We start from the raw sequence: 24,354 nt of genomic DNA on the forward strand, positions 1-24,354 counted from the left end.
CTCTGGAATTCAAGGATGTGCCAGGTACAGCTCGGCCGTGTGTATGTCGCGCGGTAAAGTGACCTTCAGATTGCGCGGATGGCCTTCGACCAGCCTGGGCGCCAGGCCCAGGGCTTCGACGGCGCTGGCGTCGTCCGTGATGGCGTGCGGGTCGGGCGCCTGCGACAGGGCCCGGTGCAGCAAGGCATAGGAAAACATTTGCGGCGTCTGCGCCAGCCACAGGTGATCACGCGGCACCGTCTGCGCCGACAGGCTGCCCGGCCCTGCCCGCTTGACGGTGTCGACCACGGGCAAGGCCAGCAAGCCACCGGCCGGATGGTCACCCACTTCAGTGATGAGCTTGCCGATCAGCGCTGGCGTCAGGCCCGGTCGCGCCGCGTCGTGCACCAGCACCTGGTCGAGGGCATCGATGCTGCCGTGCAAGGCCTGCAAGGCATTCAAGATCGTTTCCATGCGCGTGGCGCCACCGCAGCGCAACACGGTAACGCCGTACCCGGCGCCTTGATCTGGCACAAGCCCATCGATCTGCCCATCGTCTGCGCTGACGACGATGTACGTGTGCGCGATCAGGGGACTGGCGAGAAAGGCGTCAAGCGCGTGGCGCAGCATGGGCTTGCCCGCGATGGGTAAATATTGTTTGGGGCTGCCCGCTTCCATGCGCGCGCCCACGCCGGCGGCGGGGATCAGCGCAAAGTGGCGGACCGTGTTCGGTGCTGCTGTCATGCCATTCCTTGTCTAGTTGGCGGGCGCTGCCTTGCCCGACAGGATATTCTGGATCTCGCCTTTGCACGCCTTGCCCAGGCGTGCATATTCCTGCGGCGAATCGATGGCCGCCTGCAAGGTTTCCACCTTGCGCATTTCGGCCTTGACGTATGGCAACCAGCCCGTGTCGATCTCGCGCGCCAGCGCCGCCTTCGCCGTGCCGCTGGGCGCATACAGGGGCCGCGCCTCGAAGCGCTTGGCCAGGGCGGCGCGCACAGTCTTTTCCACGCGCGGCAAGTGTTCCATATAGGTTTTCATGTGCCGCAGCTCGTGCGTGAGTATTTCATCATACGCGCAAGTTCCGGGAGCAAACTCGCGGCCGATATAGATCACCACGGGCGCATACGTGAGGGTCACGGTAATCTGCGGCGCCACGCATTCATAGCCGCTGGCCGGATCCTGCAGCATGGGGCCGGCCAGGGCGATGGCCACACGCGAATCCGTCCTGGTCAATCCCAGCACCCAGGTATTCGCGCGCGCCGTCCCCTTCATCACCGTCAGGGCCTTGTACGGCAGGTGCGTATCGATGCTGTAGCCGTTCTGCTGCGCCGTCAGCACGGACACCGTCTTGCTGATCGTGTCTTCGCAGCGCACCTGGAACGGCGTGCGCGGCTGCGCCTGTGCACCCACGGTGACACAGGCAAGCAGCAGGAAAAGAGCCGTACGCATGCGCAGGATCAAGCCGCTTGCCAGGCGCCGCTGGTAATTTTGTCTAGCCAGAAGATACCGATGACGGTTTTCACATCCGTGATCGTGCCATCCTTGACCCAGTCGAGCAGCTGCGGCACCGTGGCGGTAAACGTTTCCAGAAATTCGCCCTCGTCGAGCTGGCGTTCGCCGGCCACCAGGCCGCGCGCCAGAAACAGTTCCAGGTGCTCGTCGGAATAGGCGATGGCGTTATGGATGGTGGAGACGAATTGCCAGTCGCTGGCCGTGTAGCCCGTTTCCTCCAGCAATTCGCGCTGGGCGCAAGCCAGGTGCGATTCTCCCGCATCGATCTTGCCAGCCGGGAATTCAATGAAGACCCGGTCCAGCGGATAGCGGTACTGGCGTTCCATCAGCACCGTGCCATCGTCGAGCAGCGGCAGGATGACGACGGCGCCAGGATGCAGGACGAATTCACGCGCCGTGATCTTGCCGTCAGGCAGGGCGACACGGTCGCGCTGCACGCGCAAGAAGCCCCCTTGGTAGACGAGCTCGCCGTCCACCTTGGTTTCAGTTAAATTCATATCCATGCGTTCTGTATCCATACCTTGATTATGCTCAATAAAAAAAAACGGCGCCAGAGGCGCCGCTTTCGGAGGGGAGGAACACTGACAAAACCGTAGCGAGCGGCAGTGATTTGTGGCTGAGAAGCGGAACTGTGCTGTAGCACAGTGAGCATCGCAGGCCGCAAAGCGCGACGCGCAGCAGGTTTGGTCAGCGTTCTAGCGACGTTTGCGCAGATAGCGTGTTACGAAGCCGGGAAAGGCCAGCACCAGGAACAGGCATCCGGTGATGGCGTAAAACTCCCACGTCTGCGGGAAGCCGTTGCCGATGCGCGCTTCGAGCGCGAACGCCACGGCGCCGACGATGAAGTACAGAATCACCATCTCCAGCAGGCGCAGCGCCAGCGGCTTGCGCCAGCCTTTGCCGTCCTCTGCCTGCGCCGCCTTTTTCAGGGGCACGGCGGCAAACAGTTTCTCGTTCAAGAATGGCAGGTTGGCGCCCAGGATGCCCAGGGCGATCACCAGCCAGCTCGAGGCGGTGACATCCATCGGTCAGGACGCCAGGGTCTTGGTGATGGCTGTCGCGCAGGCAGCCAGGATGCTGTTAGGCATCACACCGAGGGCCAGGACGAACACGCCGTTCAGGGCCAGCACGACGCGCATGTCGCCATGCACGACCAGCGCGTTGGTGTCCGTCGGCTCATCGAACCACATCATTTTCACGACGCGCAGGTAGTAGAAGGCGCCGATCAGCGAGAACAGCACGGCAGCGATGGTCAGCCACAGCTGGCCGGTAGCCAGCACGGAGGCCAGCACCGAGTACTTGGCCATGAAGCCCATCAGCGGCGGCACGCCGGCCAGCGAGAACATGAACAGGGTCATCACCAGCGCGAAAATCGGGCTGCGTTTGCCCAGGCCCTTGAAGTCGGCCAGTTCTTCTGCTTCGAAACCATTACGTGCCAGCAACATGATCACGCCAAAGGTACCCAGGGTGGTGAACACGTAGGTGATGACGTAGTACATCGAGGCGCCGTAGGCGGTGGCCGCGCCAGCCGCGTTCAGGGTGTTGTTCGGCGCATCGACGGTGCCGGACAGCAGACCCAGGAGAACGAAGCCCATTTGCGCGATGGTCGAATACGCCAGCATGCGCTTCAAATTGGTTTGCGCGATAGCGGTGAAGTTACCGATTGCCAGCGACATCACGGCCAGTACCAGCAGCATTTGCTGCCAGTCATGCGCCATCGGCAGCAAGCCCTCGCCCAGCAAACGCAGGGTGATGGCGAACGCGGCCAGTTTCGGCGCGCCGCCCAGCAGCAGGGTCACGGCTGTCGGCGAACCTTGATACACGTCAGGCACCCACATGTGGAATGGCACGACGCCCAGTTTGAAGGCCAGGCCGGCTACCAGGAAGACCAGGCCGAAGACCATGATGGTGCCGTTGGTCTTGCCGTTTTCCAGCGCCACGCGCAGTTCACCCAGGTCCAGCGTGCCGGAGGCACCGTACAGCATGGAGATACCGTACAACATGAAACCGGAAGCCAGCGCGCCCAGGATGAAGTATTTCATGGCCGCTTCCGTGGCCTTGGCATTATCACGGCGCAAGGCGATCAGCGCGTACAGCGACAGCGACATCAGTTCCAGACCCAGGTAGATGATCAGGAAGTTGTTGGCCGAGATCATGATCATCTGGCCCAGCAGTGCAAACAGGGCCAGCACGTAGAACTCGCCGCCCAGGTTACCCGACAGCATGCTGCGGTCGGTGGCATAGGCACGCGAGTAGATCAGGGTCAGCGCCACGGCGCCGTACGAGAACAGTTTCAACAGCTGCGACATCGGGTCCGACACGAACATGTTGTGGAACGTGTAGACGGTGGTGCCCGCGTTGAAGTCGCCCACGGTCAGCAAGGCGCAGCCTGCCAAAGTCAGCAGCGACAGCGCATAGGTGATCGATCGCTTCGCCGCAGGCAAGAACATATCGATCAGCAAGAGCGCCGACGTGGCGATCAGCAGAAAGATTTCCGCGTACAGCGGTACCAGATTAGGTGCATTAGTCATGTTATCGGTCTTCTATTTAAGGCAACTTGCTGATGGCGACATGCTGCAACAGGTCGGCAACCGAAGTTTGCATCGTGTCGGTGAACGGGGCTGGGTACAGACCCATCACGAGCACGGCGATGGCCAGCACAGCAAGCATGAAGAATTCACGCTTGTTAATGTCGGTCAATTCGGCCACATGCTTGTTCTTGATCTTGCCGAACACCACGCGCTTGGCCATCCACAGCGAGTACGCCGCGCCCCAGATCAGTGCCGTTGCAGCCAGCAGACCAATCCAGAAGTTGTATTTCACCGCGCCCAGGATCACCATGAACTCGCCGACGAAGCCGGAAGTCGCTGGCAAGCCGCAGTTGGCCATCGAGAACAGCACGAAGAAGGCGGCAAATTTCGGCATGCGGTTTACGACGCCGCCGTAGTCGGCGATGTTGCGGGTATGCATGCGGTCATACAGCACGCCGATGCACAGGAACATCGCGCCGGAGATGAAGCCGTGCGAGACCATCTGCACGATACCGCCCTGCACCGAGATGTCGTTGAACATGAAGAAGCCCAGGGTGACAAAACCCATGTGCGCGATCGACGAATAGGCGACCAGTTTTTTCATGTCGGTTTGCACCAGGGCAACCAGACCGATATAGATGACGGCGATCAGCGACAAGGCGATCATGAAGCCCGACAGGTAGTGGCTGGCGTCCGGCGTGATCGGCAGCGAGAAACGCAGGAAGCCGTAGGCGCCCAGTTTCAGCATGATGGCGGCCAGCACGGCGGAACCACCGGTAGGCGCTTCCACGTGGACGTCCGGCAACCACGTGTGAACGGGGAACATCGGCACTTTCACCGCGAAGGCCATCAGGAAGGCCAGGAAGATGAAGATCTGTTCGTTCATCGTCAGCTTGAATGCATGCCAGGCCAGGATGTCGAAGCTACCCGTCACATTGCGCAGGTAGATGATGGCAACCAGGGTCAGCAGCGAACCGAAGAAGGTGTACAGGAAGAACTTGAACGACGCGTACACGCGGTTCGAACCACCCCAGATACCGATGATGATGAACATCGGGATCAGGGTTGCTTCAAAGAAGAAGTAGAACAGCAAGCCGTCCAGCGCGCAGAACACGCCGATCATCAGGCCCGACAGGATCAAAAAGGCACCCATGTACTGGGCGATGCGCTTCTCGATCACTTGCCAGGCCGAAATGACGACGATGACCGTGATGAAGGCCGTCAGTGGAATGAACCACAGCGACAGGCCGTCGATACCCAGCGAGTACCAGATATTGAAGGTGGCTATCCACGGTGCTTTTTCGACGAATTGCATGCCGTGTGCGGCGTTGTCGAAATGCTGGATCAGCGGCAAGGTGCACAGCATGCTGAGCACCGCGCCAGCCAGCGACAGCCAGCGGGTAAAGCCCGCTTTGCTGTCACGGCCGAGAGCCAGGACCAGGACGCCGCAAATGATCGGCACCCAGATCGACAGACTCAGGTAAGGAGGTAGTGTAGAAATCGTAGACTGCATCATGGTTCTCAGTATTCTTTTATCAGGTCAGCTTACTTAGCGGGCCAGAATGGCAGGAAATAGATCAGGAAGCCCAGCACGCCCAGGATCATCACGAATGCATAGTGATAGATGTAGCCGGTCTGCAACACTCGCGACAGCGAGGACAGCCAGGCGACAACCTTGGCGCTGCCATTGACGACGAAACCGTCGATCAGCTTCTTGTCACCGAAGTTCCACAGGCCATTACCCAGCAAGCGGGCACCGCCGGCGAACACGACTTCATTGAACTTGTCCATGTAGTACTTGTTGTCCAGCAGGGTGTGGATCGCGTGGAACTTGGCAAAGAACCAGGCCGGTACACGCGGGTTGACCATGTAGCAGTAGTAGGCTGCCACCACGCCGGACAATGCCAGCCAGAACGGAGCCGTCGACAGGCCGTGGATCGCCATCGCCATCGCGCCGTGGAATTCATGCGACAACTCTTCCATTGCTGGATGGTTTTCGCCAACAAAAATCACGCCCTTGAAGAAATCGCCATGCAGCATCGGGCCGATAGTCAGGTAACCGATCAGCAGCGACGGGATCGCCAGCATCACCAGCGGGAACCATACGACGAATGGGGATTCATGCGGCTTCTGGCCAGGTTCCAGACCGTGGTGGCCGTGGTCATCCTCTTCCTCTTCGTGATGGTCATCATGTGCATCGCCGTGCGCGCCATGGGCCGCTTTCGGTGCGTGATGGTCGTCATGGCCGTGCGCATGCGCCTGGCCGAAACGTTCCTTGCCGTGGAAGACGAGGAAATACATGCGGAACGAGTAGAACGCGGTAACGAAGACGCCAGCCAGTACGGCGAACTGGGCAAAGCCAGCACCCCAGATGTGCGTTGCTTCGACGGCTTCGATGATGCTGTCTTTCGAGTAGAAACCGGAGAACAGCGGCGTGCCGATCAGGGCCAGCGAACCGACCAGCGACGTGATCCAGGTGATCGGCATGTACTTGCGCAGGCCGCCCATGTTGCGGATGTCCTGGTCATGGTGCATGCCGATGATGACGGAACCGGCGCCCAGGAACAGCAGTGCCTTGAAGAATGCGTGCGTCATCAGGTGGAACACGGCCACGGAGTACGCGGACGAGCCCAGCGCGACAGTCATGTAGCCCAGTTGCGACAGGGTCGAGTAAGCGACGACGCGCTTGATGTCGTTCTGGATGATGCCCAGGAAACCCATGAACAGCGCCGTGATGGAGCCAATCACCAGGATGAAGGACAGTGCCGTGTCGGATAGTTCGAACAGCGGCGACATGCGCGAGACCATGAAGATACCGGCCGTCACCATCGTCGCGGCGTGAATCAGTGCCGAGATCGGGGTAGGACCTTCCATCGAGTCAGGCAGCCATACGTGCAGCGGGAACTGCGCCGATTTGCCCATCGCGCCGATGAACAGGCAGATGCAGGCAACGGTCAGCAGCGCCCAGTCGGTACCAGGCAAGCTCAACAGCGCCAATTCGTCTTTCTTGGCGAACACTTCCTGGTAGTTCATGGTGCCGGCGTAAGCCAGCAGCAGGCCGATGCCCAGGATGAAGCCGAAGTCGCCCACGCGGTTGACCAGGAAAGCCTTCATGTTGGCCACGATGGCCGTCGGACGCTGGTACCAGAAGCCGATCAGCAGGTAAGAGACCAGGCCCACGGCTTCCCAACCGAAGAACAGTTGCAGGAAGTTGTTGGCCATGACCAGCATCAGCATCGAGAACGTGAACAGCGAGATGTAGGCGAAGAAGCGGTTGTAGCCTTCGTCGTCCTTCATGTAGCCGATCGTGTAGATGTGCACCATCAGGGAGACGAAGGTGACCACGCACATCATCATCGCCGACAGCGAATCGATCTGGAAGCCCACTTCCATCTTCAGGGTGCCGATCGTCATCCAGTTATAGATCGTGCCATTGAATGTCGCGCCATCCATCACTGCCAGCAATGTCTGCACGGACAGGATGAACGCAATCAGTACGCCAAGGATCGTCGCGGTATGCGACGTCTTGCGTCCGACCAAATTACCCAGGAACTGGGTGCCAAGCAAACCTGCAATCGCGGCACCGGCCAGCGGCGCCAGCGGTACGGCAAGAAGGAGGTTAGGGTTGAGGAGTTGCCCCGCCATGATGAACCTTAATCGTTATTATTCGAGAGATCGAGTCTGAAAAACATCAGCCTTTAAGGCTGTCCAGGTCTTCGACGTTGATGGTATCCAGATTACGGAACATCACCACCAGAATAGCCAGACCGATAGCCGACTCAGCGGCGGCAACCGTCAGGATGAAGAAAACGAAGATCTGACCGGCCGCGTCGCCCATGAAATGGGAGAACGCGATGAAATTCATATTCACCGCCAGCAGCATCAATTCGATTGCCATCAGCAATACGATGATGTTCTTGCGATTCAGGAAAATACCGACGATCGAGATTGCGAACAGGATCGCGCCCAGGACCAGAAAATGTGTGAGCGATAATGTCATGGTGCCTCCTTAACTTCCGGCTCAGCCGCAGGACGCTCGACGACCGCGTCCATCTTGATGATCTTCAGGCGGTCGTTGCGCTTGACGCGTACCGCATCGCCCGGAGCAAAATGCTTGGTGTCCTTGCGTTTGCGCAGGGTCAGTGCAACCGCGGCAACGATGGCCACCAGCAGCACGACGGCAGCGATCTCGAAGGCGAACACATATTTCGTGTAGATCAGCAGGCCCAGTTCCTTGGTGCCGCCCAGATTGACGTTCACCGGAGCGATGCTAGGCGCAAAGTTGCGGAAACCGTGCCACAGGACAGCGGCCATTTCCAGCACGATGATCACGCCCACCGTCACGGACAGCGGCAGGTAGCCCCAGAAACCTTCGCGCATGCGGTCGATATTGATATCGAGCATCATGACCACGAAGAGGAACAGCACCATCACGGCGCCGACATACACCAATACCAGCACGATGGCCAGAAATTCAGCTTGCAGCAGCATCCAGATGCCCGCTGCGGAAAAGAAGGACAGTACCAGGAACAGTACTGCGTGGACCGGATTACGGGCCGTGATAACGCGCGTCGCTGCCAGAATCAAGATCAGCGCAAAGGCGTAAAACAAAATTGTTTTAAAGTCCATAAAAAACCCAATAGACGTACAGATGAACGAGGGGCGCGCCGTAGCCAGAGGCTACGGCGCATCCATCAGCGATAAGGTGCGTCGGCGGCGCGCGCAGCGGCGATGTCATTTTCATAACGATCACCCACGGCCAGCAACATCTCTTTCGTGTAATACAAATCCCCGCGTTTCTCGCCGTGGTATTCCAGGATTTGCGTCTCGACGATCGAATCGACCGGGCAGGACTCTTCGCAGAAACCGCAGAAGATGCACTTGGTCAAGTCAATATCGTAACGCGTGGTGCGGCGCGAACCGTCGTCACGCTGTTCCGATTCGATCGTGATGGCCATCGCCGGGCAAACTGCTTCGCACAGTTTGCAGGCGATGCAACGTTCCTCGCCGTTCGGGTAGCGGCGCAGCGCGTGCAAGCCACGGAAACGCGGCGAGATCGGTGTCTTCTCTTCCGGGAATTGCACCGTGATCTTGCGCGAAAACATGTACTTGCCTGTCAGCGCCATGCCCTTGATCAGCTCGCCTAACAAGAGGCTGCTGAAGAAATCTTTTACCTTATCCATTCGTATGCACTCTCTTACTTCCAAATATTCCAGGATGTCTGCATCCAGGCAGCGACGAAGACCAGGTAGACCAGCGTCAACGGGATAAACACTTTCCAGCCGAGGCGCATGATCTGGTCATAACGGTAGCGTGGGAAAGTACCGCGCACCCAGATGAACACCGACACGATGAAGAAGGTCTTGGCGAACAGCCAGAAGAAGCCGCCGAAACCACCCCAGAACTCAAGGAAAGCAAATGGTGCGGACCAGCCACCGAGGAACATGATCGAAGCCAGGGCGCCGATCAGTATCATGTTGGCGTATTCAGCCAGCATGAACATGGCGTAGGCCATGCCCGAGTACTCGACCATGTGGCCGGCAACGATTTCCGACTCGCCTTCGACGACGTCGAATGGGTGACGGTTGGCTTCAGCCAGGCCCGACACCAGGTAAATGACGAACATCGGCAGCAGCGGCAACCAGTTCCACGACAGGAAGTTCACGCCCTTGTCAGCGAAGAAGCCGATTTGCTGGCCGCTAACGATGTCGATGAAATTCAGGCTGCCCGATACCATCAGCACGATGACCATCACGAAGCCCATCGGGATTTCATACGAAATCATCTGTGCCGAAGCGCGCATGGCGCCCATGAACGAGTACTTCGAGTTCGACGCCCAGCCGGCGATGATGATGCCGTAGACTTCCATCGAGGTAATCGCCAGCAGCATCAGCAAGCCCGCGTTGACGTTGGCCAGCACGGCTTGCGGACCGAACGGCACGACCGACCAGGCAGCCAGGGCCGGCATGATGGTCATGATCGGACCGATCACGAACAAGCCCTTGGCGGCCTTGGACGGGATGATGATCTCTTTGAACAAGAGTTTCAGCGCATCGGCGATAGGCTGCAGCAAGCCCAATGGGCCCACGCGGTTCGGACCGACACGGATCTGAATCCAGCCGATCAGCTTGCGTTCCCACAAGGTCAGGTAGGCAACCAGGCCCATCAGCGGCAACAGCACGCACAGGATCTTGATCAGGGTCCAGAAGAACGGCCAGGAGCCGCCCAGCAAATCCTGGCCACCGCTGTTGATGACGTTTACAAATTCAGGCAGAGCCATCAGATTTTCCCCTCTGCTGTTTCAACTGTGATGTCACCGAACATGCCGCCCAGGCTAGCCGTCGAGGCATGCGCCGCCGACACTTTGACCACATTGGCTGGCAGGCCGGCATGAATAGCCGCCACCAGAATGGCGCTGCCGGAGCCTTGCGCCACTTTGACCTTGTCGCCTGCCTTGATGCCCAGCTTGTCAGCCAGCGCCAGGGACAGGTGCGCTTGCGGCGCGGCGCCATCGACCGTGCGTTGCAAAGGTTCGGAGCGGCGTACCAGCGCGTCGGCGAAGTAGATCGGCACGTCGGCGATGCGTTGCAGCGCCGGCGAGGCCGGTGCGTAGCTTGCCGCTTCCGGTGCGTTCTTGGCGATATTGTTCAGCTGTGCCGACAGATCGGTCACGCCAGCGCCAAACGCTTCGTCGCGGATCGCTTCGGAGGTGTCGTAGTCGAAACCGGCCAGGCCCAGGATGTTGCCCAGCACGCGCAGCACTTTCCAGGCTGGACGGGTTTCCGCCAGCGGTTTCACGGTGCCGTTGAAGCTTTGCGCGCGGCCTTCGCAGTTCACGAAGGTACCCGAGGTTTCAGCGAACGGCGCGATCGGCAGCAAGACATCGGCGTAATCCATGCCGTGCTTGAAGGCCGACATCGCCACGACCATGTCGGCGCCATCCAGGGCGGCGCGGGCCGTTTGTGGATTGGCAGCATCGAGTTCCGGCTCGGCGTGCAGCAGCACGTAAGCTTTCTTCGGCACGGCAAAGGCAGCTTGCACATTGGTGCGCGGCTTGGCGACCAGGTGCGCGCCAACCGTGTTGGCCGCTTCCGTCAGGTAACCGAGCTTGGCGCCCGTCTGTTCGGCGATCCATTGCGCGGCAGCATGCAGTTGCGACGCTTGCGGGTGTTGCGTTGCCGCGTTACCCAGCAGCACGGCGCCATGATCGCCAGCCATCAGGCTGGCGGCGATGGCGACAGCCACGTCCGAAGCGGTCACCGCTTCAAAACCGTTTGGCGCGGCGATTTCTTTCGCTTTAGCAACAGCAGCGACCACTTCCGACAGGGCCGCCAGCCAATCGCTAGGCGCCACGATCATCTTGTTGGCGATGGTGATCAGTTGATCATCGTCCGAGGCGTGCAGGATGGACAGCTTGGCGCCGCCCTTGACGGACGCGCGCAGACGCGTAGCCAGCAATGGGTGATCCTTGCGCAGGAACGAGCCGATGACGAAGGCGCGCTTGATCTGGCCAAATTCATTGATCGGCATGCCCAGCCATGGCTTGACGCCGGCATCGAGCGCGAAGTCGGTCTGGCGCAGGCGGAAGTCAACGTTCTCGGAACCGAGGCCGTGGACGACTTTTTGCAGCAGGACCAGCTCTTCGACGGTCGAATGCGGGGTGGCCAGCGCGGCGATGGCGTCAGCGCCATGCTCATGCTTGATATTTTTCAAACCGTGCGCCACGTATTCCAGCGCCGTTTGCCAATCGACTTCTTTCCACTCGTTGCCTTGTTTCAGCATCGGGGAAGTCAGGCGTTCAGCGCTGTCCAGCGCTTCGTACGAGAAACGATCCTTGTCCGAGATCCAGCACTCGTTGACAGCTTCGTTTTCCAGTGGCAATACGCGCTTGACCTTGCCAGCTTTCACTTGCACGATCAAGTTGGTACCCAGACCGTCATGCGGGCTGACCGATTTGCGGCGCGACAGTTCCCACGTACGGGCGCTGTAACGGAATGGCTTCGAGGTCAGTGCGCCGACGGGGCACAGGTCGATCATGTTGCCCGACAGTTCGGAGTCGACCGTCTGGCCAACAAACGACACGATTTCCGAGTGTTCGCCGCGGCCGATCATGCCCAGCTCCATCACGCCGGCCACTTCCTGGCCAAAGCGTACGCAACGGGTGCACTGGATGCAGCGCGACATTTCCTGCATGGAAACCAGCGGACCGGCTTCCTTCGGCTGCACCACGCGCTTGTCTTCCTTGTAGCGCGATTCGCTCTTGCCGTAGCCCACTGCCAAGTCTTGCAACTGGCATTCGCCGCCCTGATCGCAGATAGGGCAATCAAGCGGGTGGTTAATCAGCAAGAATTCCATGACCGACTTTTGCGCCTGCACAGCTTTATCGCTGGCGGAGCGCACGATCATGCCGGCACTGACCGGGGTCGCACAAGCGGGCAAAGGCTTGGGCGCCTTTTCCACTTCGACCAGGCACATGCGGCAGTTCGCTGCGATCGACAATTTCTTGTGATAGCAGAAGTGCGGAATGTAGGTTCCCAATTTGTTGGCGGCGTCCATCACCATGCTACCAGCAGGGACTTCGACTTTTTTGCCGTCTATTTCGATTTCAACCATGGTGATCGTTACCTGACGCAGCTTAGATATATGCGGGCACTAAGCAATGCTTGTGCTCGATATGATATTCAAATTCTTCACGGAAATTCTTAATGAAGGCCCGTACCGGCATGGCAGCCGCATCGCCCAGCGCGCAAATGGTGCGGCCCTGGATGTTGTCGGCGATCGAGTTGAGCATGTCCAGGTCGTCTGGACGACCCTGCCCCTGCTCGATGCGATGCACCATGCGGTACATCCAGCCTGTGCCTTCACGGCAAGGCGTACACTGGCCGCACGATTCTTCAAAATAGAAGTAGGACAGGCGTTCCAGCGCCTTCACCATGCAGCGTGTTTCGTCCATCACGATGACAGCACCCGAACCCAACATCGAACCGGCTTTCGCGATCGAGTCATAGTCCAGGTCGGTCTGCATCATGATGTCGCCGCGGATCACCGGAGCGGACGAACCGCCAGGGATCACGGCCTTGATCTTTTTGCCACCGCGCATGCCGCCTGCCAGTTCCAGCAGGGTCGCAAACGGGGTGCCGAGCGGCACTTCATAGTTGCCCGGTTTTTCCACGTCGCCCGAGATCGAGAAGATCTTCGAACCGCCATTGTTCGGCTTGCCCATCGCCAGGTATTTCTCTGGACCGATGTTCAGCACGAAGGGCACGGCCGCGAAGGTTTCCGTGTTGTTGATCGTCGTCGGCTTGCCGTACAGGCCAAACGAGGCGGGGAAAGGCGGCTTGAAGCGCGGCTGGCCTTTCTTGCCTTCCAGCGATTCGAGCAGGGCCGTTTCTTCGCCGCAGATGTAAGCGCCATAACCATGGTGCGCATGCAACTGGAACGAGAATTCGCTGCCCATGATCTTGTCGCCCAGGAAACCGGCGGCACGCGCCTCTTCCAGCGCTTCTTCGAAACGCAGGTATTCCTGGAAGATTTCACCGTGGATATAGTTATAGCCGACGGTGATGCCCATCGCATAAGCGCCAATGGCCATGCCTTCGATCAGCGCATGGGGATTGTAACGAATGATGTCGCGGTCCTTGAAAGTACCCGGTTCGCCTTCATCTGTATTGCAGACGAGGTATTTCTGACCCGGGAACTGGCGCGGCATAAAGCTCCACTTCAAGCCGGTAGGGAAACCCGCGCCGCCACGGCCGCGCAAGGACGAAGCCTTGAGGTCGGCGATGATCTGTTCCGGCGTGATTTTCTCTTCCAGGATACGCCGCAGGGCCGAATAGCCGCCGCGGTTCACATAGTCTTGCAAATGCCAGTTCTTGCCATCCAGATCCTTCAGGATCAATGGATCGATATGGCGGTTGTGGAGTGACGTCATTTCTTGAGTTCCTCCAGCATGGCGTCGATTTTCTCGTTCGACATCCAGCTGCACATGGTTTTATTACTGACCAGCAAGACAGGCGCATCGCCGCAAGCACCCATGCACTCGCCTTCAACCAGGGTGAACTGGCCGTCTGCGGTGGTTTCGCGGAAATCGATACCCAGTTTCTGCTTCAGGTACTCTGCAGCGCGCACGCCGCCCGACAGGGCGCATGGCAGGTTGGTGCACACGGTAATCTTGTGCTTGCCCACGGGCTTGACGTTGTACATATTGTAGAACGTGGCCACTTCCTGCACGGCAATCGCCGGCATGCCGATGTAATCGGCCAGTTCCTTCATGGTTTCCGGCGCCAGCCAGCCCAGTTCATCCTGGGCATGGGCCAGCGCGGCCATGACGGCCGACTGACGCTGGTCGGCCGGGTACTTGGCCAGCTCGCGGTCAATTTTCTTATAGCATTGCTCTGATAACAACATACTTTTTGCCTCTTAGCGGTCAATACTGCCGAACACGATATCTTGCGTCCCGATGATGGTCACGGCGTCGGCAAGCATGTGCCCACGCGCCATCTCGTCGAGCGACTGCAAGTGAGCGTAGTCTGGCGCGCGCAGTTTCATGCGGTACGGCTTGTTGGCGCCATCGGACACCAGGTACACGCCGAACTCGCCCTTCGGATGTTCCACGGCGCTGTAGGCCTCGCCTGGCGGCACGTGGAAACCTTCGGTAAACAGCTTGAAGTGGTGAATCAGCGATTCCATGTTGGTCTTCATGTCGACGCGGCCCGGAGGCGCTACCTTGCGGTTGCTGGTCATGACAGGACCTTCATTGTTGCGCAGCCACTCCACGCATTGCTTGATGATGCGGTTCGACTGGCGCAGCTCTTCCACGCGGACCAGGTAGCGGTCGTAGCAATCGCCGTTGGTGCCGATAGGAATGTCGAAATCCATCAGGTCGTACACTTCGTACGGCTGTTTCTTGCGCAAGTCCCACTGCACGCCCGAGCCGCGCAGCATGGCGCCCGTAAAGCCCATGGCCAGCGCATCTTCCGGGGACACCACGCCGATGCCGACGGTACGCTGTTTCCAGATACGGTTGTCGGTCAGCAAGGTTTCGTACTCGTCCACGGAATTCGGGAAACGGCGCGCGAAGTCTTCGATGAAGTCCAGCAGGGAACCCTGGCGGTTTTCATTCAGCTTGGAAATCGCCTTGGCATTGCGAATGATCGACGCCTTGTGCTGCGGCATTGCGTCCGGCAAGTCGCGGTACACGCCGCCCGGACGGTAGTAGGCTGCGTGCATGCGCGCGCCCGAGACTGCCTCGTAGGCGTCGAACAAGTCTTCGCGGTCGCGGAAGCAATACAGGAACGGGCCCATGGCGCCAACGTCCAGCGCGTGGGTGCCCAGCCACATCAGGTGATTCAGGATGCGCGTCATTTCGTCGAACATGACGCGGATGTATTGCGCGCGCAGCGGCACTTCCAGGCCCAGCATCTTTTCGATGGCCATCACGTACGCATGCTCATTGCACATCATCGACACATAGTCGAGACGGTCCATGTACGGCACGGATTGCAGATAGGTCTTTTGCTCGGCCAGCTTTTCGGTGGCGCGGTGCAACAGGCCGATATGCGGGTCGGCACGCTGGATGACTTCGCCATCCATCTCCAGCACCAGGCGCAGCACACCGTGCGCGGCCGGATGCTGTGGCCCAAAGTTCAGGGTGTAGTTCTTAATCTCAGCCATTATTTCATCCCGTAATGTTCTTCGCGGATCACGCGCGGCACGTTTTCCCGCGGCTCGATCGTCACGGGCTGGTAAATCACGCGCTTCTGTTCCGGATCGTAGCGCATCTCGACATAGCCGGAGACGGGGAAATCCTTGCGGAACGGATGGCCGATGAAACCGTAGTCGGTCAGCAGGCGGCGCAAGTCGTTGTGGCCTTCGAAGAGGATGCCCAGCAAGTCGAACGCTTCGCGCTCATACCAGTTGACGGCACGCCAGATGTTCACCACGGAGGGCAGCAGCGGCATGTCGTCGTCCGGTGCGAATACGCGCACGCGCACGCGCCAGTTGTGCTTGACCGACAGCAAGTGCGAGACGGCCGCAAAACGCAGGCCATCCCAGCTACCGTCGCCATAGGTCGAGTAGTCGACGCCACACAGGTCGAGCAATTGCTCGAAATGCAGGGTCGGATCGTCGCGCAAGGTCTGCATCACGGCCAGGTAGTCCTCGGCCTTGACGACCAGGGTGACTTCGCCCAGCGCAACCGTCGTGCTAACGCGATCACCCAAGGCAGTGCCGAGGGCGTTTTGCAATACTTCTAAATGTGTTGTCATAATCTGAAGCGGCCCGGTTAGCGTGCGATCGTGCTGGTACGCTTGATCTTGTTCTGCAACTGCATGATGCCGTACAGCAAGGCTTCAGCGGTCGGAGGACAGCCAGGCACATACACGTCGACAGGCACGATGCGGTCGCAGCCGCGCACCACAGAATAGGAGTAATGGTAGTACCCGCCGCCATTGGCGCAGGAACCCATCGAGATGACCCAGCGTGGCTCTGCCATCTGGTCGTAGACCTTGCGCAAGGCCGGCGCCATCTTGTTGCACAGGGTGCCGGCAACGATCATGACGTCGGACTGACGCGGCGACGGACGAAACACGACGCCGAAACGGTCCATATCGTAGCGGGCTGCGCCCACATGCATCATTTCGACCGCACAGCAGGCCAGACCGAACGTCATCGGGAACATAGACCCGGTGCGCGCCCAGTTGATCAGCTTGTCGGCCGAGGTGGTGATGAAACCTTCGCTTAATACGCCTTCAATAGCCATGGCTTATTCCCAGTCAAGGGCACCTTTCTTCCAAATGTACCAAAATCCGACCACGAATTCAGCGATGAATACCATCATCGTGACGAAACCGGCCCAACCCAGGTCGCGCATTGCAACGCCCCACGGGAAAAAGAATGCCGTTTCCAGATCGAACAAAATAAACAGGATTGCGACCAGATAGTAGCGCACATCAAATTTCATGCGCGCGTCTTCGAATGCTTCAAAGCCACATTCGTACGGGGAGAGTTTTGCTGCGTCAGGCTTGTTAGGACCTAACAGGCGCCCCAGGAGCTGGGGAGCGATACCGACACCAAGGCCGATAATAATAAACAGCAGGACGGGGAAGTAATTTTCGAGGTTCACGATTGATAAGCTTATATTGAACGATCGGTTAAATGAGGACGCTGCGATCATTTGCAGCGTATCTAACGCACGACCCCAATCAAAGCTAAGACCAGGATCGAACGACACATCCTCGTAAAAAAAGCCAGCAACTTTGTACGAGCCATGGCTCGTGCGCCGTTGCTGGCTTCTGATTTCTGGTGCCGACGACGAGACTCGAACTCGTACAGCTTTCGCCACTACCCCCTCAAGATAGCGTGTCTACCAATTTCACCACGTCGGCGGTAAGGCCCGTATTCTACTCTGCTTTGCCGCTAAAGTTAATGCACAAATGCATCAAAACACAGATAAAAACGATAAATTTTTACATCTTCCAGCGCGTCACGATTTTTTCCTGCCGCGCTGCTAAAACATTGAGCAATAATCTGCCCGTAATGAGAACTACTCTCGATGAGGTATCGAGATGCTGCTCAGTGACGACACAATTACTTCGGAATCGCGCCTGCCGGAGTGCTGGCAACCGGTGCCGCAGCTGCCGGAGCGCTGGCGACCGGTGCTGCTGCAGGTACCGTCGTCGGGATCGCGCCCGCACCGGTGACTGGCACTGGCTTGACGACCTTATCCATCACGCCGCCGCCGACAGTGGTGGCGCGCTGATTGGCCATCAGCGACAGGGCCAGGGTGGCGCCAAAGAAGATCGCGGCGGCAACGCCCGTCGACTTCGACATGAAGTTCGACGAACCCGTCGCACCGAACAGGCTGCCCGAGGCGCCCGAACCGAAGGCGGCACCCATGTCGGCGCCCTTGCCGTGCTGCAGCAACACCAGCGCGATAATCGACAATGCCGAAATAACCTGTACTACCACTACCAGATTGAACATCATGTTCATTGCAATTCCATTCTTAGTTTAAATTAATTCAATCAGCGGCGTGAATAATCGCCAGGAAATCCACCGCCTTCAATGCTGCACCACCGATCAGACCGCCATCGATATCCGGCATCGCCATCAATTCTTTTGCGTTCTCCGGCTTCATGCTGCCGCCGTACAGGATTTGCACGCCGGCCGCCGCTACCGCATTCTTTGCCGCCAGCTGGCCGCGCAACACCTGATGCACGTCCTGCGCCATTTGCGGCGTGGCTGTCTTGCCAGTGCCGATGGCCCAGACTGGCTCGTAGGCCAGCACCAGTTTCGCCACGTCGTCGGCGGAAATCGCCGCCAGCACGGCGCCCAACTGCTGCGCCACGACCGCGTCGGTCTGGCCCGCTTCGCGCTGCGCCAGCGTTTCGCCGATGCAAACGATAGGCGTAATGCCCGCCGCCAGCGCAGCTACCGTCTTGGCCGCCACCAGCGCATCGCTCTCGCCATGGTAGGCGCGGCGCTCGGAATGCCCGATCACCACATAGCTGCAGCCAAAATCCTGCAGCATCGCGACCGAGATTTCGCCCGTGTAGGCGCCGCTGGCGTGCGCGGACACATCCTGCGCGCCCCAACCAAGAGCCGTGCCTGCCAATTGCGTCTGGCACTGCGCCAGATACGGCGCGGGCACACAGACGGCGCTGGCGGCGCCAGAGGCAGCCAGGCCAGCAACTATTTCAGACAATAACACCGCGTTCGAGGTGCGACTGCCGTTCATTTTCCAATTTCCGACGACGAGTTTGCGACGCATAGTAGCCTAAATTCTAATAACCCGTCATTCTAACTCCGGCGCCGATGCCGGTCAAACAGGCAGTGCCCCGTTTCAGGCAACTTGCAACATGATCTTGCCTACATGCGTGCTCGCTTCCATCAAGGCATGCGCCTCGTTGGCTTTTTCCAATGGGAAGGTTTGATAGATCACAGGCTTGATCTTGCCCGCCTCGATCAGGGGCCAGACGGTCGAGCGCAGGTGGTTCGCGATGGCCGCCTTGAAGGCGACAGGACGGGGGCGCAGGGTCGAGCCGCTGACGCTCAGGCGGCGGCGCAGCACCTGCCCCAGGTCCAGGGTGGCCTTGCTGCCGCCCTGCACGGCGATCAAGCCGATGCGGCCATCGTCGGCCAGGCAATCGATCTCGCGCGGCAGGTAGTCGCCACCCACCATGTCGAGGATGACATCCACACCGCGGCCTGCCGTCAACTCCTTGACGACGGCAACGAAATCTTCCGTGCGGTAATTGATGCCCCGTTCGGCGCCCAGCGCCTCGCAGGCGCGCGCTTTTTCATCGCTGCCCGCCGTGGCGAACACGCGGTGACCGAGCGCGGCCGCCAATTGAATGGCCGCCACGCCAATGCCGGACGTGCCGCCCTGCACCAGCAAGGTTTCGCCGTCGGCCAGCGCGCAGCGATCGAACACATTGCTCCAGACGGTGAAGAAGTTTTCCGGCAGGGACGCGCCTTCCAGCGCCGTCAAGCCTTTGGGCAAAGGCAGGCATTGGCCGCTTGGGGCTGCGCAGTATTCGGCATAGCCGCCGCCCTGCACCAAGGCGCAGACCAGGTCGCCCTTCTTGAATACAGTGTCAGTAAAATCGCCATCGACGACTTCGCCAGCCACTTCCAGGCCGGGCAAGTCAGACGCGCCGGCGGGCGGCGCATACTTGCCCAGGCGCTGCAACACGTCGGGACGGTTGATGCCGGCCGCGTGCACCTTAATCAGCAGTTCGCCCGCCTTATAGTGCGGCATGGGACGTTCGGCGATCTGCAAAACGTCGGCGGGACCTGGCTGGCTGATGGCAACTGCACGCATGGCGGGACTCTTTCAAGGGAAAATGGCGATTGTACGCCAAGCCGCCAGCCCTTGCAGACGACCACTCCCCCTCAACCGGCGCCCGTCTTCGACTGGCGCGGCAAGGGCCTGCCCGGCTTCCATTTCGCCGACAGGGCCTGCCCCTCCTCGACTTGCTCATGCGTCATCTTGCGCACCACGGCGGCGCGCTGGTCGGCCGCATTTGCGTTGCCATTCGCGGCCGCCAGGTTCCACAGCATGTAGGCGATGACGTTGTCCTGCTGCACGCCGCCCATGTGGTAGCGATACATCAGGCCCAGCACCTGCTGCGCCTCCGCATGATTCTGCTCGGCAGCCTTGCGGAACCAGCCCACTGCCTGCTTGTGATCCTGCAGCACGGCATTGCCCGTGTAATACATGGCGCCCACCACATACTGGGCGTCAGCCTTGCCCTGCTCGGCCGCCTTGCGGTGCCAGAACATGGCTTGCTTGTAATCCTGCGGCAAGCCCCGTCCCATGTAATACATCAAGCCCAGCAAATGCTGGGCATCGGCGTTGCCCGTCTTTGCAAGGGGCAATATTTCCTTGTAGGCTAGCGCGTAATTCTTGTTGTTGTAAGCACTGGCGCCTTCGGCGAAACCAGCCCGCGCGGGTAGCTGTATCGTCAACAGCATGAGTAATGTAATGATCAGTTTTTTCATCGGAATGGGATGTGGTCTGACTACTTATTCTTGTCCTGCCAATAAGATCTGCGGCAGGATGCTTTTACTTCCAGCTAACTTTGCCCAGGCCCTCGACGCTGACATCGCGGTTGGCCGGCTTGCCGTACACCACCACCGACCCGAGTCCGCTCAGGTTCAGCTTGGCATTCGTATGGGCATTCACTGTGGCATTGCCGAGGCCGCTCAATTCCAGGTTGACGGCGTCCGCCTCGAATTGCTGCGCATTCAGGCTGCCCAGGCCGCCCAGGCTGGCTTTCAGGATGCGTCCGCGTCCGCCAAGTACCACGGAACCGGCACCCTGCAAGTCCAGCTCCGCTTTGTCGTTATTGCCGATCCAGAGCTGCATGCTGCCCACGCCGCCCAGGCTGGCATTGAGCTTGCGGTAGTCGCCCACCAGCTTGATGCTGCCCGCCCCTTCCAGCGACAGGGTCAGCTCCTCGCCCTTGAAACCGGTGATGTCGGTGCTGCCAAAGCCTTCCGAGCTCAGTTCGCGCAAGTTCGGCAAGACGAGGTCGGCGCGTATCGACGAGGGACCGATCTTGAAGCCGCGCACTTCCGTCTCGATGTGCAGGGTATCGCCGCTTTGCGCCGTGCTGACATCGGCGATGTAGCGCTTGTCGGCCGTGATGCTCAGCGAAGGCACGTTGCCCTGGCGAATGCGCACTTCCATCACGCCATCGAGCTTGACGCGTACCACGCGGGCGTCGATGTTGCGCATTTCCAGCAAGCGGGTCTCGGCGGCCGCGCCGCGCACCAGGCCCAGTGCCGCCAGGAACAGCAGCGCCAGTTGGAGTGTCTTTTTCATGTAATGCATCCTCGGTATCTTGTTTTTATCTGTCTGGCCGCCCGCCGGGGGCGCCCGCATTGCTCGCGCAGCACCACTGTAGCAGCGCGGAAAATTGCTGACAATCAATTATGCAAAACGGGATTTTTCCGCGGCACTGAGGCGCTTGGCCTTGATCACCACCACTTGCATGGCAGCCTTGTTCGCTGGCGCGGCCAGGGTGGCCGTGGAACTGGCCACTTGCAGGGCCGGGGCGGCCGGGGCAATGGCGTAGCAGCTGGCGCTGACCAGGATGGCGGCGGCAACGGCAATGACTTCCATGTTTTTAGCGACGTTCATGTTGTTCTCCTCGGGTGTCTGGCAGTGGGCTTGCGGTATGGTGTCACTATAGCCATACCGCCCCCGGCCGACGCGCCGATTGCGACGAACTGCGCTTTTGGCAGGCTGACCTGACAAAAACGCGGATGAACGTGCCGAATAGGCGTCGCGAATCAACGTCGCGACTGCTGCGCGCTTAAAACTCTTCCCACTCGTCGGCGCCGGACTTCGCTGCCTTGACCGGCTTGCTTGGCGACAGCGCGCGGGCCGGCGCGCGCGGCGCTGGCGCCGCTGGCCTGGCCTTGAGGCGCGTCACGGGTGCGGACGCCGCGCTGGCACCTGCATCTCCGAGGCGGAACATGCCGACGGCCTGCGCCAGGTCCACCGCCTGCTCCTGCAAGCTTTCCGCGGCGGCCGCCGCCTGCTCGACAAGGGCCGCGTTCTGTTGCGTCATGGTATCCATGTGCGTAACGGCCGTATTGATTTCGCCGATGCCGGCACTCTGTTCGCGGCTGGCCACCGTGATCTCGCTCATGATGGTCGTCAATTGCTGCACCGAGGCCACCACCTGATCCATGGTCTGGCCCGCCTCATCGACGAGCCTGCCGCCGGCGCCCACCTTTTCCACCGAGTCGCCGATCAATTCCTTGATTTCCTTGGCTGCCTGGCTCGAGCGTTGCGCCAGGTTGCGCACTTCGGACGCCACCACGGCAAAGCCCCTGCCCTGCTCGCCTGCGCGGGCCGCCTCGACGGCCGCGTTCAGGGCCAGGATATTCGTCTGGAAAGCGATGCCATCGATCACGCCGATGATGTCGACGATCTTGCGCGAGCTTTCCTGGATGCCTGCCATGGTGCCCACCACCTGCTGCACGACGCGGCCACCCTTGGCCGCCACTTCCGAGGCGGACATGGCCAGCTCGTTGGCCGCATGCGCGTTTTCCGCATTCTGCTTGACGGTCGAGGTCAGCTCATCCATCGAACTGGCCGTCTCTTCCAGCGCGCCCGCCTGCGCTTCCGTGCGCGAGGACAGGTCGGCATTACCGGCGGCAATGTCGGCTGACTCACTGCGCACCAGGGTGCTGATGCTGCGGATCTGCACCAGCACGGTGGCGATTTTCTCGACGAACAAATTGAAGGCCTTGGCGATCTGCGCCAGCTCATCCGCACCTTCCGCGTCGAGGCGGCTGGTCAGGTCGCCGTCGCCCGTGGCGATCGCTTCCATCGCATCGCGCACCAGGCCCAGGCGGCGCAAGGCGCGCGCTACCAGCACGCTCAATGCCGCGGCGGCCAGGGCCAGCACCAGCAAGGCCGTCAGGGCCGAGGCGCGCAGCATGGAGCTCAGGGCTTGCGTGGCTTCCGCGCGATCGAGCACGGTAGCCAGCAGCCAGTCGCTGCCCGGCACCTTACTCACATGCAAGATACCTTCGCGCTCGCCAAGGCGAATGGCGGCACCATCGCCGCTCTTTTCAATATTGCCCAGCGCCTGCGCGCTCAAGCCCGGATCGAGCTCGGCCAGCGGCTTCAGGGTCAGCTTGCCGTCCGGGTGGGCGATGATCTTGCCGCCGCCATCGACGAGGAAGGCGTAGCTGGCCGCGGTTGGCTTGATCGAGGCGACATTTTGCACCACGGCATCCATCATCACGTCGGCCGCCATCACGCCCGTCACGCTGCCCTTGCCGCCCAGCGGCTCGGCAAACGTCACCACCAGCTTTCCCGTGCTGGCGCCGATATATGGCGCCGTGATGATGGGACCGCCCGACTCGGACGCCTGCTTGTACCAGGGCCGCGCCGTAGGATCGTAGTCGGCGGCGCGCTTGCGCTCCTGTGAAAAGACGGCATGCTTGTCGGCAAAGCCGATATACGCCATGTCAAACGTGCCAGCCTGCTCGGCCGCCTTCAGGGCCGGCAGCGGATCGGCCGCCGTGGCACCCTGCTTGAGCGAGCCCACGACGGCTTGCTTGGAGCGCAGCCATTCGGCGATGGCTGCCGCATGGCTGTGCGACAACTGCAGCATCTGCGTATCGAGCGCGGCAAGGGTGCTTGAGCGCGTGGTATAGAAATTGGCGATGGCGACGGCCAGCATGGCCAGCACGACGGTGGAAACGGCGATGGCGATCAGCCGCGCCTTAAGGGAGGACAACATGGTGCATCCAATAAAAAAGGGGAAATCGGGAGGGATGCGCCATGGTCGATGAATAAGATTTTGTCGTCAAGTAATACTGACTCTCAATTACCCATAAACAACAATTGATACCGTCTATTAACTCCATATCAACTACATCTCGCCGCGCAGCTTGCGCAAGGCGTGCGATTCGCCGCCCGTGGCTTCGATGCGGAAACGGGCAAACGCCTGCTCCAGCTCGGGGTAACGGCGCTGGCTGCCTTCGTTAAAGTAGCGCCCGCCCGGGATATCGCCCCATGGCAGGGGCGCATTCAAGGCGCCAGCAGCCACCTGCGCCTGCGCCGGCATGGATGTGGATGTGACGGCGATGGAGATGGGCAGCAGCACCGGCGTGGATGCGTTGTCCAGCCCGCATAGGGTGCGCATGCTGCATTCCCCTGGAAGACGCGTTCAGGGGAAGACCCCTTCCCGAATCGACAAGGCGTGGCAGCGGACGATACGCACTGGATCAAGGCCGGCGCACACGTCGGCACTCACCTTCGATACAGCGCAAACGCGGCGCATAAAAAAAACCGCCAGGG

At 60.1% G+C, this 24,354-nt stretch carries 26 protein-coding genes and 1 tRNA gene; all 27 read right to left on the bottom strand.

Annotation, left to right across the window (positions count from 1 at the left end):
* Positions 1 to 9: 9 nt before the first annotated feature.
* Complete coding sequence (gene ispD / locus CLU92_RS12005) at positions 10 to 723, bottom strand: 2-C-methyl-D-erythritol 4-phosphate cytidylyltransferase (RefSeq protein WP_101482085.1); 714 nt, start codon at positions 721 to 723, stop codon at positions 10 to 12.
* A gap of 12 nt (positions 724 to 735) precedes the next feature.
* Positions 736 to 1,431 carry a hypothetical protein gene (locus tag CLU92_RS12010; protein WP_180338503.1) on the bottom strand — a complete coding sequence of 232 codons (696 nt, stop codon included), beginning with the start codon at positions 1,429 to 1,431 and terminating at the stop codon, positions 736 to 738.
* Positions 1,432 to 1,439: 8 nt separating this feature from the next.
* Positions 1,440 to 1,997 (bottom strand): NUDIX domain-containing protein, encoded by a 558-nt coding sequence (locus CLU92_RS12015; protein ID WP_101484641.1) that lies wholly within the window; start codon positions 1,995 to 1,997, stop codon positions 1,440 to 1,442.
* A 192-nt stretch (positions 1,998 to 2,189) separates the two neighbouring features.
* On the bottom strand, positions 2,190 to 2,519 hold the full coding sequence (locus CLU92_RS12020) for a DUF2818 family protein (RefSeq protein ID WP_101482087.1): 330 nt from the start codon (positions 2,517 to 2,519) through the stop codon (positions 2,190 to 2,192).
* Between the two features lie 3 nt (positions 2,520 to 2,522).
* Positions 2,523 to 4,025 carry an NADH-quinone oxidoreductase subunit NuoN gene (nuoN, locus tag CLU92_RS12025; RefSeq protein ID WP_096236656.1) on the bottom strand — a complete coding sequence of 501 codons (1,503 nt, stop codon included), beginning with the start codon at positions 4,023 to 4,025 and terminating at the stop codon, positions 2,523 to 2,525.
* Between the two features lie 16 nt (positions 4,026 to 4,041).
* Positions 4,042 to 5,541, bottom strand: a complete 1,500-nt coding sequence (locus CLU92_RS12030) for an NADH-quinone oxidoreductase subunit M (protein ID WP_101482088.1) — start codon at positions 5,539 to 5,541, stop codon at positions 4,042 to 4,044.
* A 29-nt stretch (positions 5,542 to 5,570) separates the two neighbouring features.
* Entirely contained in the window at positions 5,571 to 7,670 is a 2,100-nt protein-coding gene (gene nuoL, locus CLU92_RS12035) for an NADH-quinone oxidoreductase subunit L (protein ID WP_101482089.1), read from the bottom strand.
* Between the two features lie 46 nt (positions 7,671 to 7,716).
* Entirely contained in the window at positions 7,717 to 8,025 is a 309-nt protein-coding gene (gene nuoK, locus CLU92_RS12040) for an NADH-quinone oxidoreductase subunit NuoK (RefSeq protein WP_010399724.1), read from the bottom strand.
* A complete protein-coding gene (locus CLU92_RS12045; RefSeq protein WP_034779507.1) occupies positions 8,022 to 8,654 on the bottom strand; it encodes an NADH-quinone oxidoreductase subunit J in 633 nt (210 codons plus the stop codon). Before CLU92_RS12045 ends, nuoK begins: the two co-directional genes overlap by 4 nt.
* 65 nt (positions 8,655 to 8,719) lie before the next feature.
* On the bottom strand, positions 8,720 to 9,208 hold the full coding sequence (nuoI, locus tag CLU92_RS12050; RefSeq protein ID WP_010399726.1) for an NADH-quinone oxidoreductase subunit NuoI: 489 nt from the start codon (positions 9,206 to 9,208) through the stop codon (positions 8,720 to 8,722).
* Positions 9,209 to 9,222: 14 nt separating this feature from the next.
* Positions 9,223 to 10,305, bottom strand: a complete 1,083-nt coding sequence (nuoH, locus tag CLU92_RS12055) for an NADH-quinone oxidoreductase subunit NuoH (RefSeq protein WP_101482090.1) — start codon at positions 10,303 to 10,305, stop codon at positions 9,223 to 9,225.
* Entirely contained in the window at positions 10,305 to 12,638 is a 2,334-nt protein-coding gene (nuoG, locus tag CLU92_RS12060; RefSeq protein ID WP_101482091.1) for an NADH-quinone oxidoreductase subunit NuoG, read from the bottom strand. Before nuoG ends, nuoH begins: the two co-directional genes overlap by 1 nt.
* Positions 12,639 to 12,660: 22 nt before the next feature.
* The gene (gene nuoF, locus CLU92_RS12065) at positions 12,661 to 13,956 is read right to left on the bottom strand and encodes an NADH-quinone oxidoreductase subunit NuoF (RefSeq protein ID WP_010399729.1); all 1,296 of its coding nucleotides are present in this window, start codon (positions 13,954 to 13,956) and stop codon (positions 12,661 to 12,663) included.
* Positions 13,953 to 14,432 carry an NADH-quinone oxidoreductase subunit NuoE gene (gene nuoE / locus CLU92_RS12070; protein WP_035820520.1) on the bottom strand — a complete coding sequence of 160 codons (480 nt, stop codon included), beginning with the start codon at positions 14,430 to 14,432 and terminating at the stop codon, positions 13,953 to 13,955. The genes nuoF and nuoE overlap by 4 nt, the downstream gene beginning before the upstream one ends.
* Before the next feature lie 12 nt (positions 14,433 to 14,444).
* Positions 14,445 to 15,698: an NADH-quinone oxidoreductase subunit D gene (locus CLU92_RS12075; protein WP_010399731.1), complete on the bottom strand. Its 1,254-nt coding sequence runs from the start codon at positions 15,696 to 15,698 to the stop codon at positions 14,445 to 14,447.
* A complete protein-coding gene (locus CLU92_RS12080; RefSeq protein ID WP_101482092.1) occupies positions 15,698 to 16,291 on the bottom strand; it encodes an NADH-quinone oxidoreductase subunit C in 594 nt (197 codons plus the stop codon). The genes CLU92_RS12075 and CLU92_RS12080 overlap by 1 nt, the downstream gene beginning before the upstream one ends.
* Positions 16,292 to 16,308: 17 nt before the next feature.
* Complete coding sequence (locus CLU92_RS12085; protein WP_010399733.1) at positions 16,309 to 16,785, bottom strand: NADH-quinone oxidoreductase subunit B family protein; 477 nt, start codon at positions 16,783 to 16,785, stop codon at positions 16,309 to 16,311.
* 3 nt (positions 16,786 to 16,788) lie between these two features.
* Entirely contained in the window at positions 16,789 to 17,148 is a 360-nt protein-coding gene (locus tag CLU92_RS12090; protein WP_010399734.1) for an NADH-quinone oxidoreductase subunit A, read from the bottom strand.
* Positions 17,149 to 17,325: 177 nt separating this feature from the next.
* Positions 17,326 to 17,410: transfer RNA gene (locus CLU92_RS12095), tRNA-Leu, on the bottom strand.
* A gap of 202 nt (positions 17,411 to 17,612) precedes the next feature.
* Entirely contained in the window at positions 17,613 to 18,017 is a 405-nt protein-coding gene (secG, locus tag CLU92_RS12100) for a preprotein translocase subunit SecG (RefSeq protein WP_101482093.1), read from the bottom strand.
* Positions 18,018 to 18,045: 28 nt separating this feature from the next.
* Complete coding sequence (gene tpiA, locus CLU92_RS12105; RefSeq protein WP_101482094.1) at positions 18,046 to 18,795, bottom strand: triose-phosphate isomerase; 750 nt, start codon at positions 18,793 to 18,795, stop codon at positions 18,046 to 18,048.
* Between the two features lie 72 nt (positions 18,796 to 18,867).
* Complete coding sequence (locus CLU92_RS12110) at positions 18,868 to 19,848, bottom strand: NAD(P)H-quinone oxidoreductase (protein WP_101482095.1); 981 nt, start codon at positions 19,846 to 19,848, stop codon at positions 18,868 to 18,870.
* Positions 19,849 to 19,919: 71 nt separating this feature from the next.
* The gene (locus CLU92_RS12115) at positions 19,920 to 20,528 is read right to left on the bottom strand and encodes a tetratricopeptide repeat protein (RefSeq protein WP_101482096.1); all 609 of its coding nucleotides are present in this window, start codon (positions 20,526 to 20,528) and stop codon (positions 19,920 to 19,922) included.
* Between the two features lie 64 nt (positions 20,529 to 20,592).
* Positions 20,593 to 21,354, bottom strand: a complete 762-nt coding sequence (locus CLU92_RS12120; RefSeq protein WP_101482097.1) for a GIN domain-containing protein — start codon at positions 21,352 to 21,354, stop codon at positions 20,593 to 20,595.
* A gap of 108 nt (positions 21,355 to 21,462) precedes the next feature.
* The gene (locus CLU92_RS12125; protein WP_101482098.1) at positions 21,463 to 21,672 is read right to left on the bottom strand and encodes a hypothetical protein; all 210 of its coding nucleotides are present in this window, start codon (positions 21,670 to 21,672) and stop codon (positions 21,463 to 21,465) included.
* Between the two features lie 175 nt (positions 21,673 to 21,847).
* Positions 21,848 to 23,794 (bottom strand): methyl-accepting chemotaxis protein, encoded by a 1,947-nt coding sequence (locus tag CLU92_RS12130; protein ID WP_180338504.1) that lies wholly within the window; start codon positions 23,792 to 23,794, stop codon positions 21,848 to 21,850.
* 132 nt (positions 23,795 to 23,926) lie between these two features.
* On the bottom strand, positions 23,927 to 24,199 hold the full coding sequence (locus CLU92_RS12135) for a hypothetical protein (protein WP_101482099.1): 273 nt from the start codon (positions 24,197 to 24,199) through the stop codon (positions 23,927 to 23,929).
* Positions 24,200 to 24,354: the final 155 nt, after the last annotated feature.

It is taken from the genome of Janthinobacterium sp. 61, assembly GCF_002846335.1.
Lineage (GTDB): Bacteria > Pseudomonadota > Gammaproteobacteria > Burkholderiales > Burkholderiaceae_D > Janthinobacterium.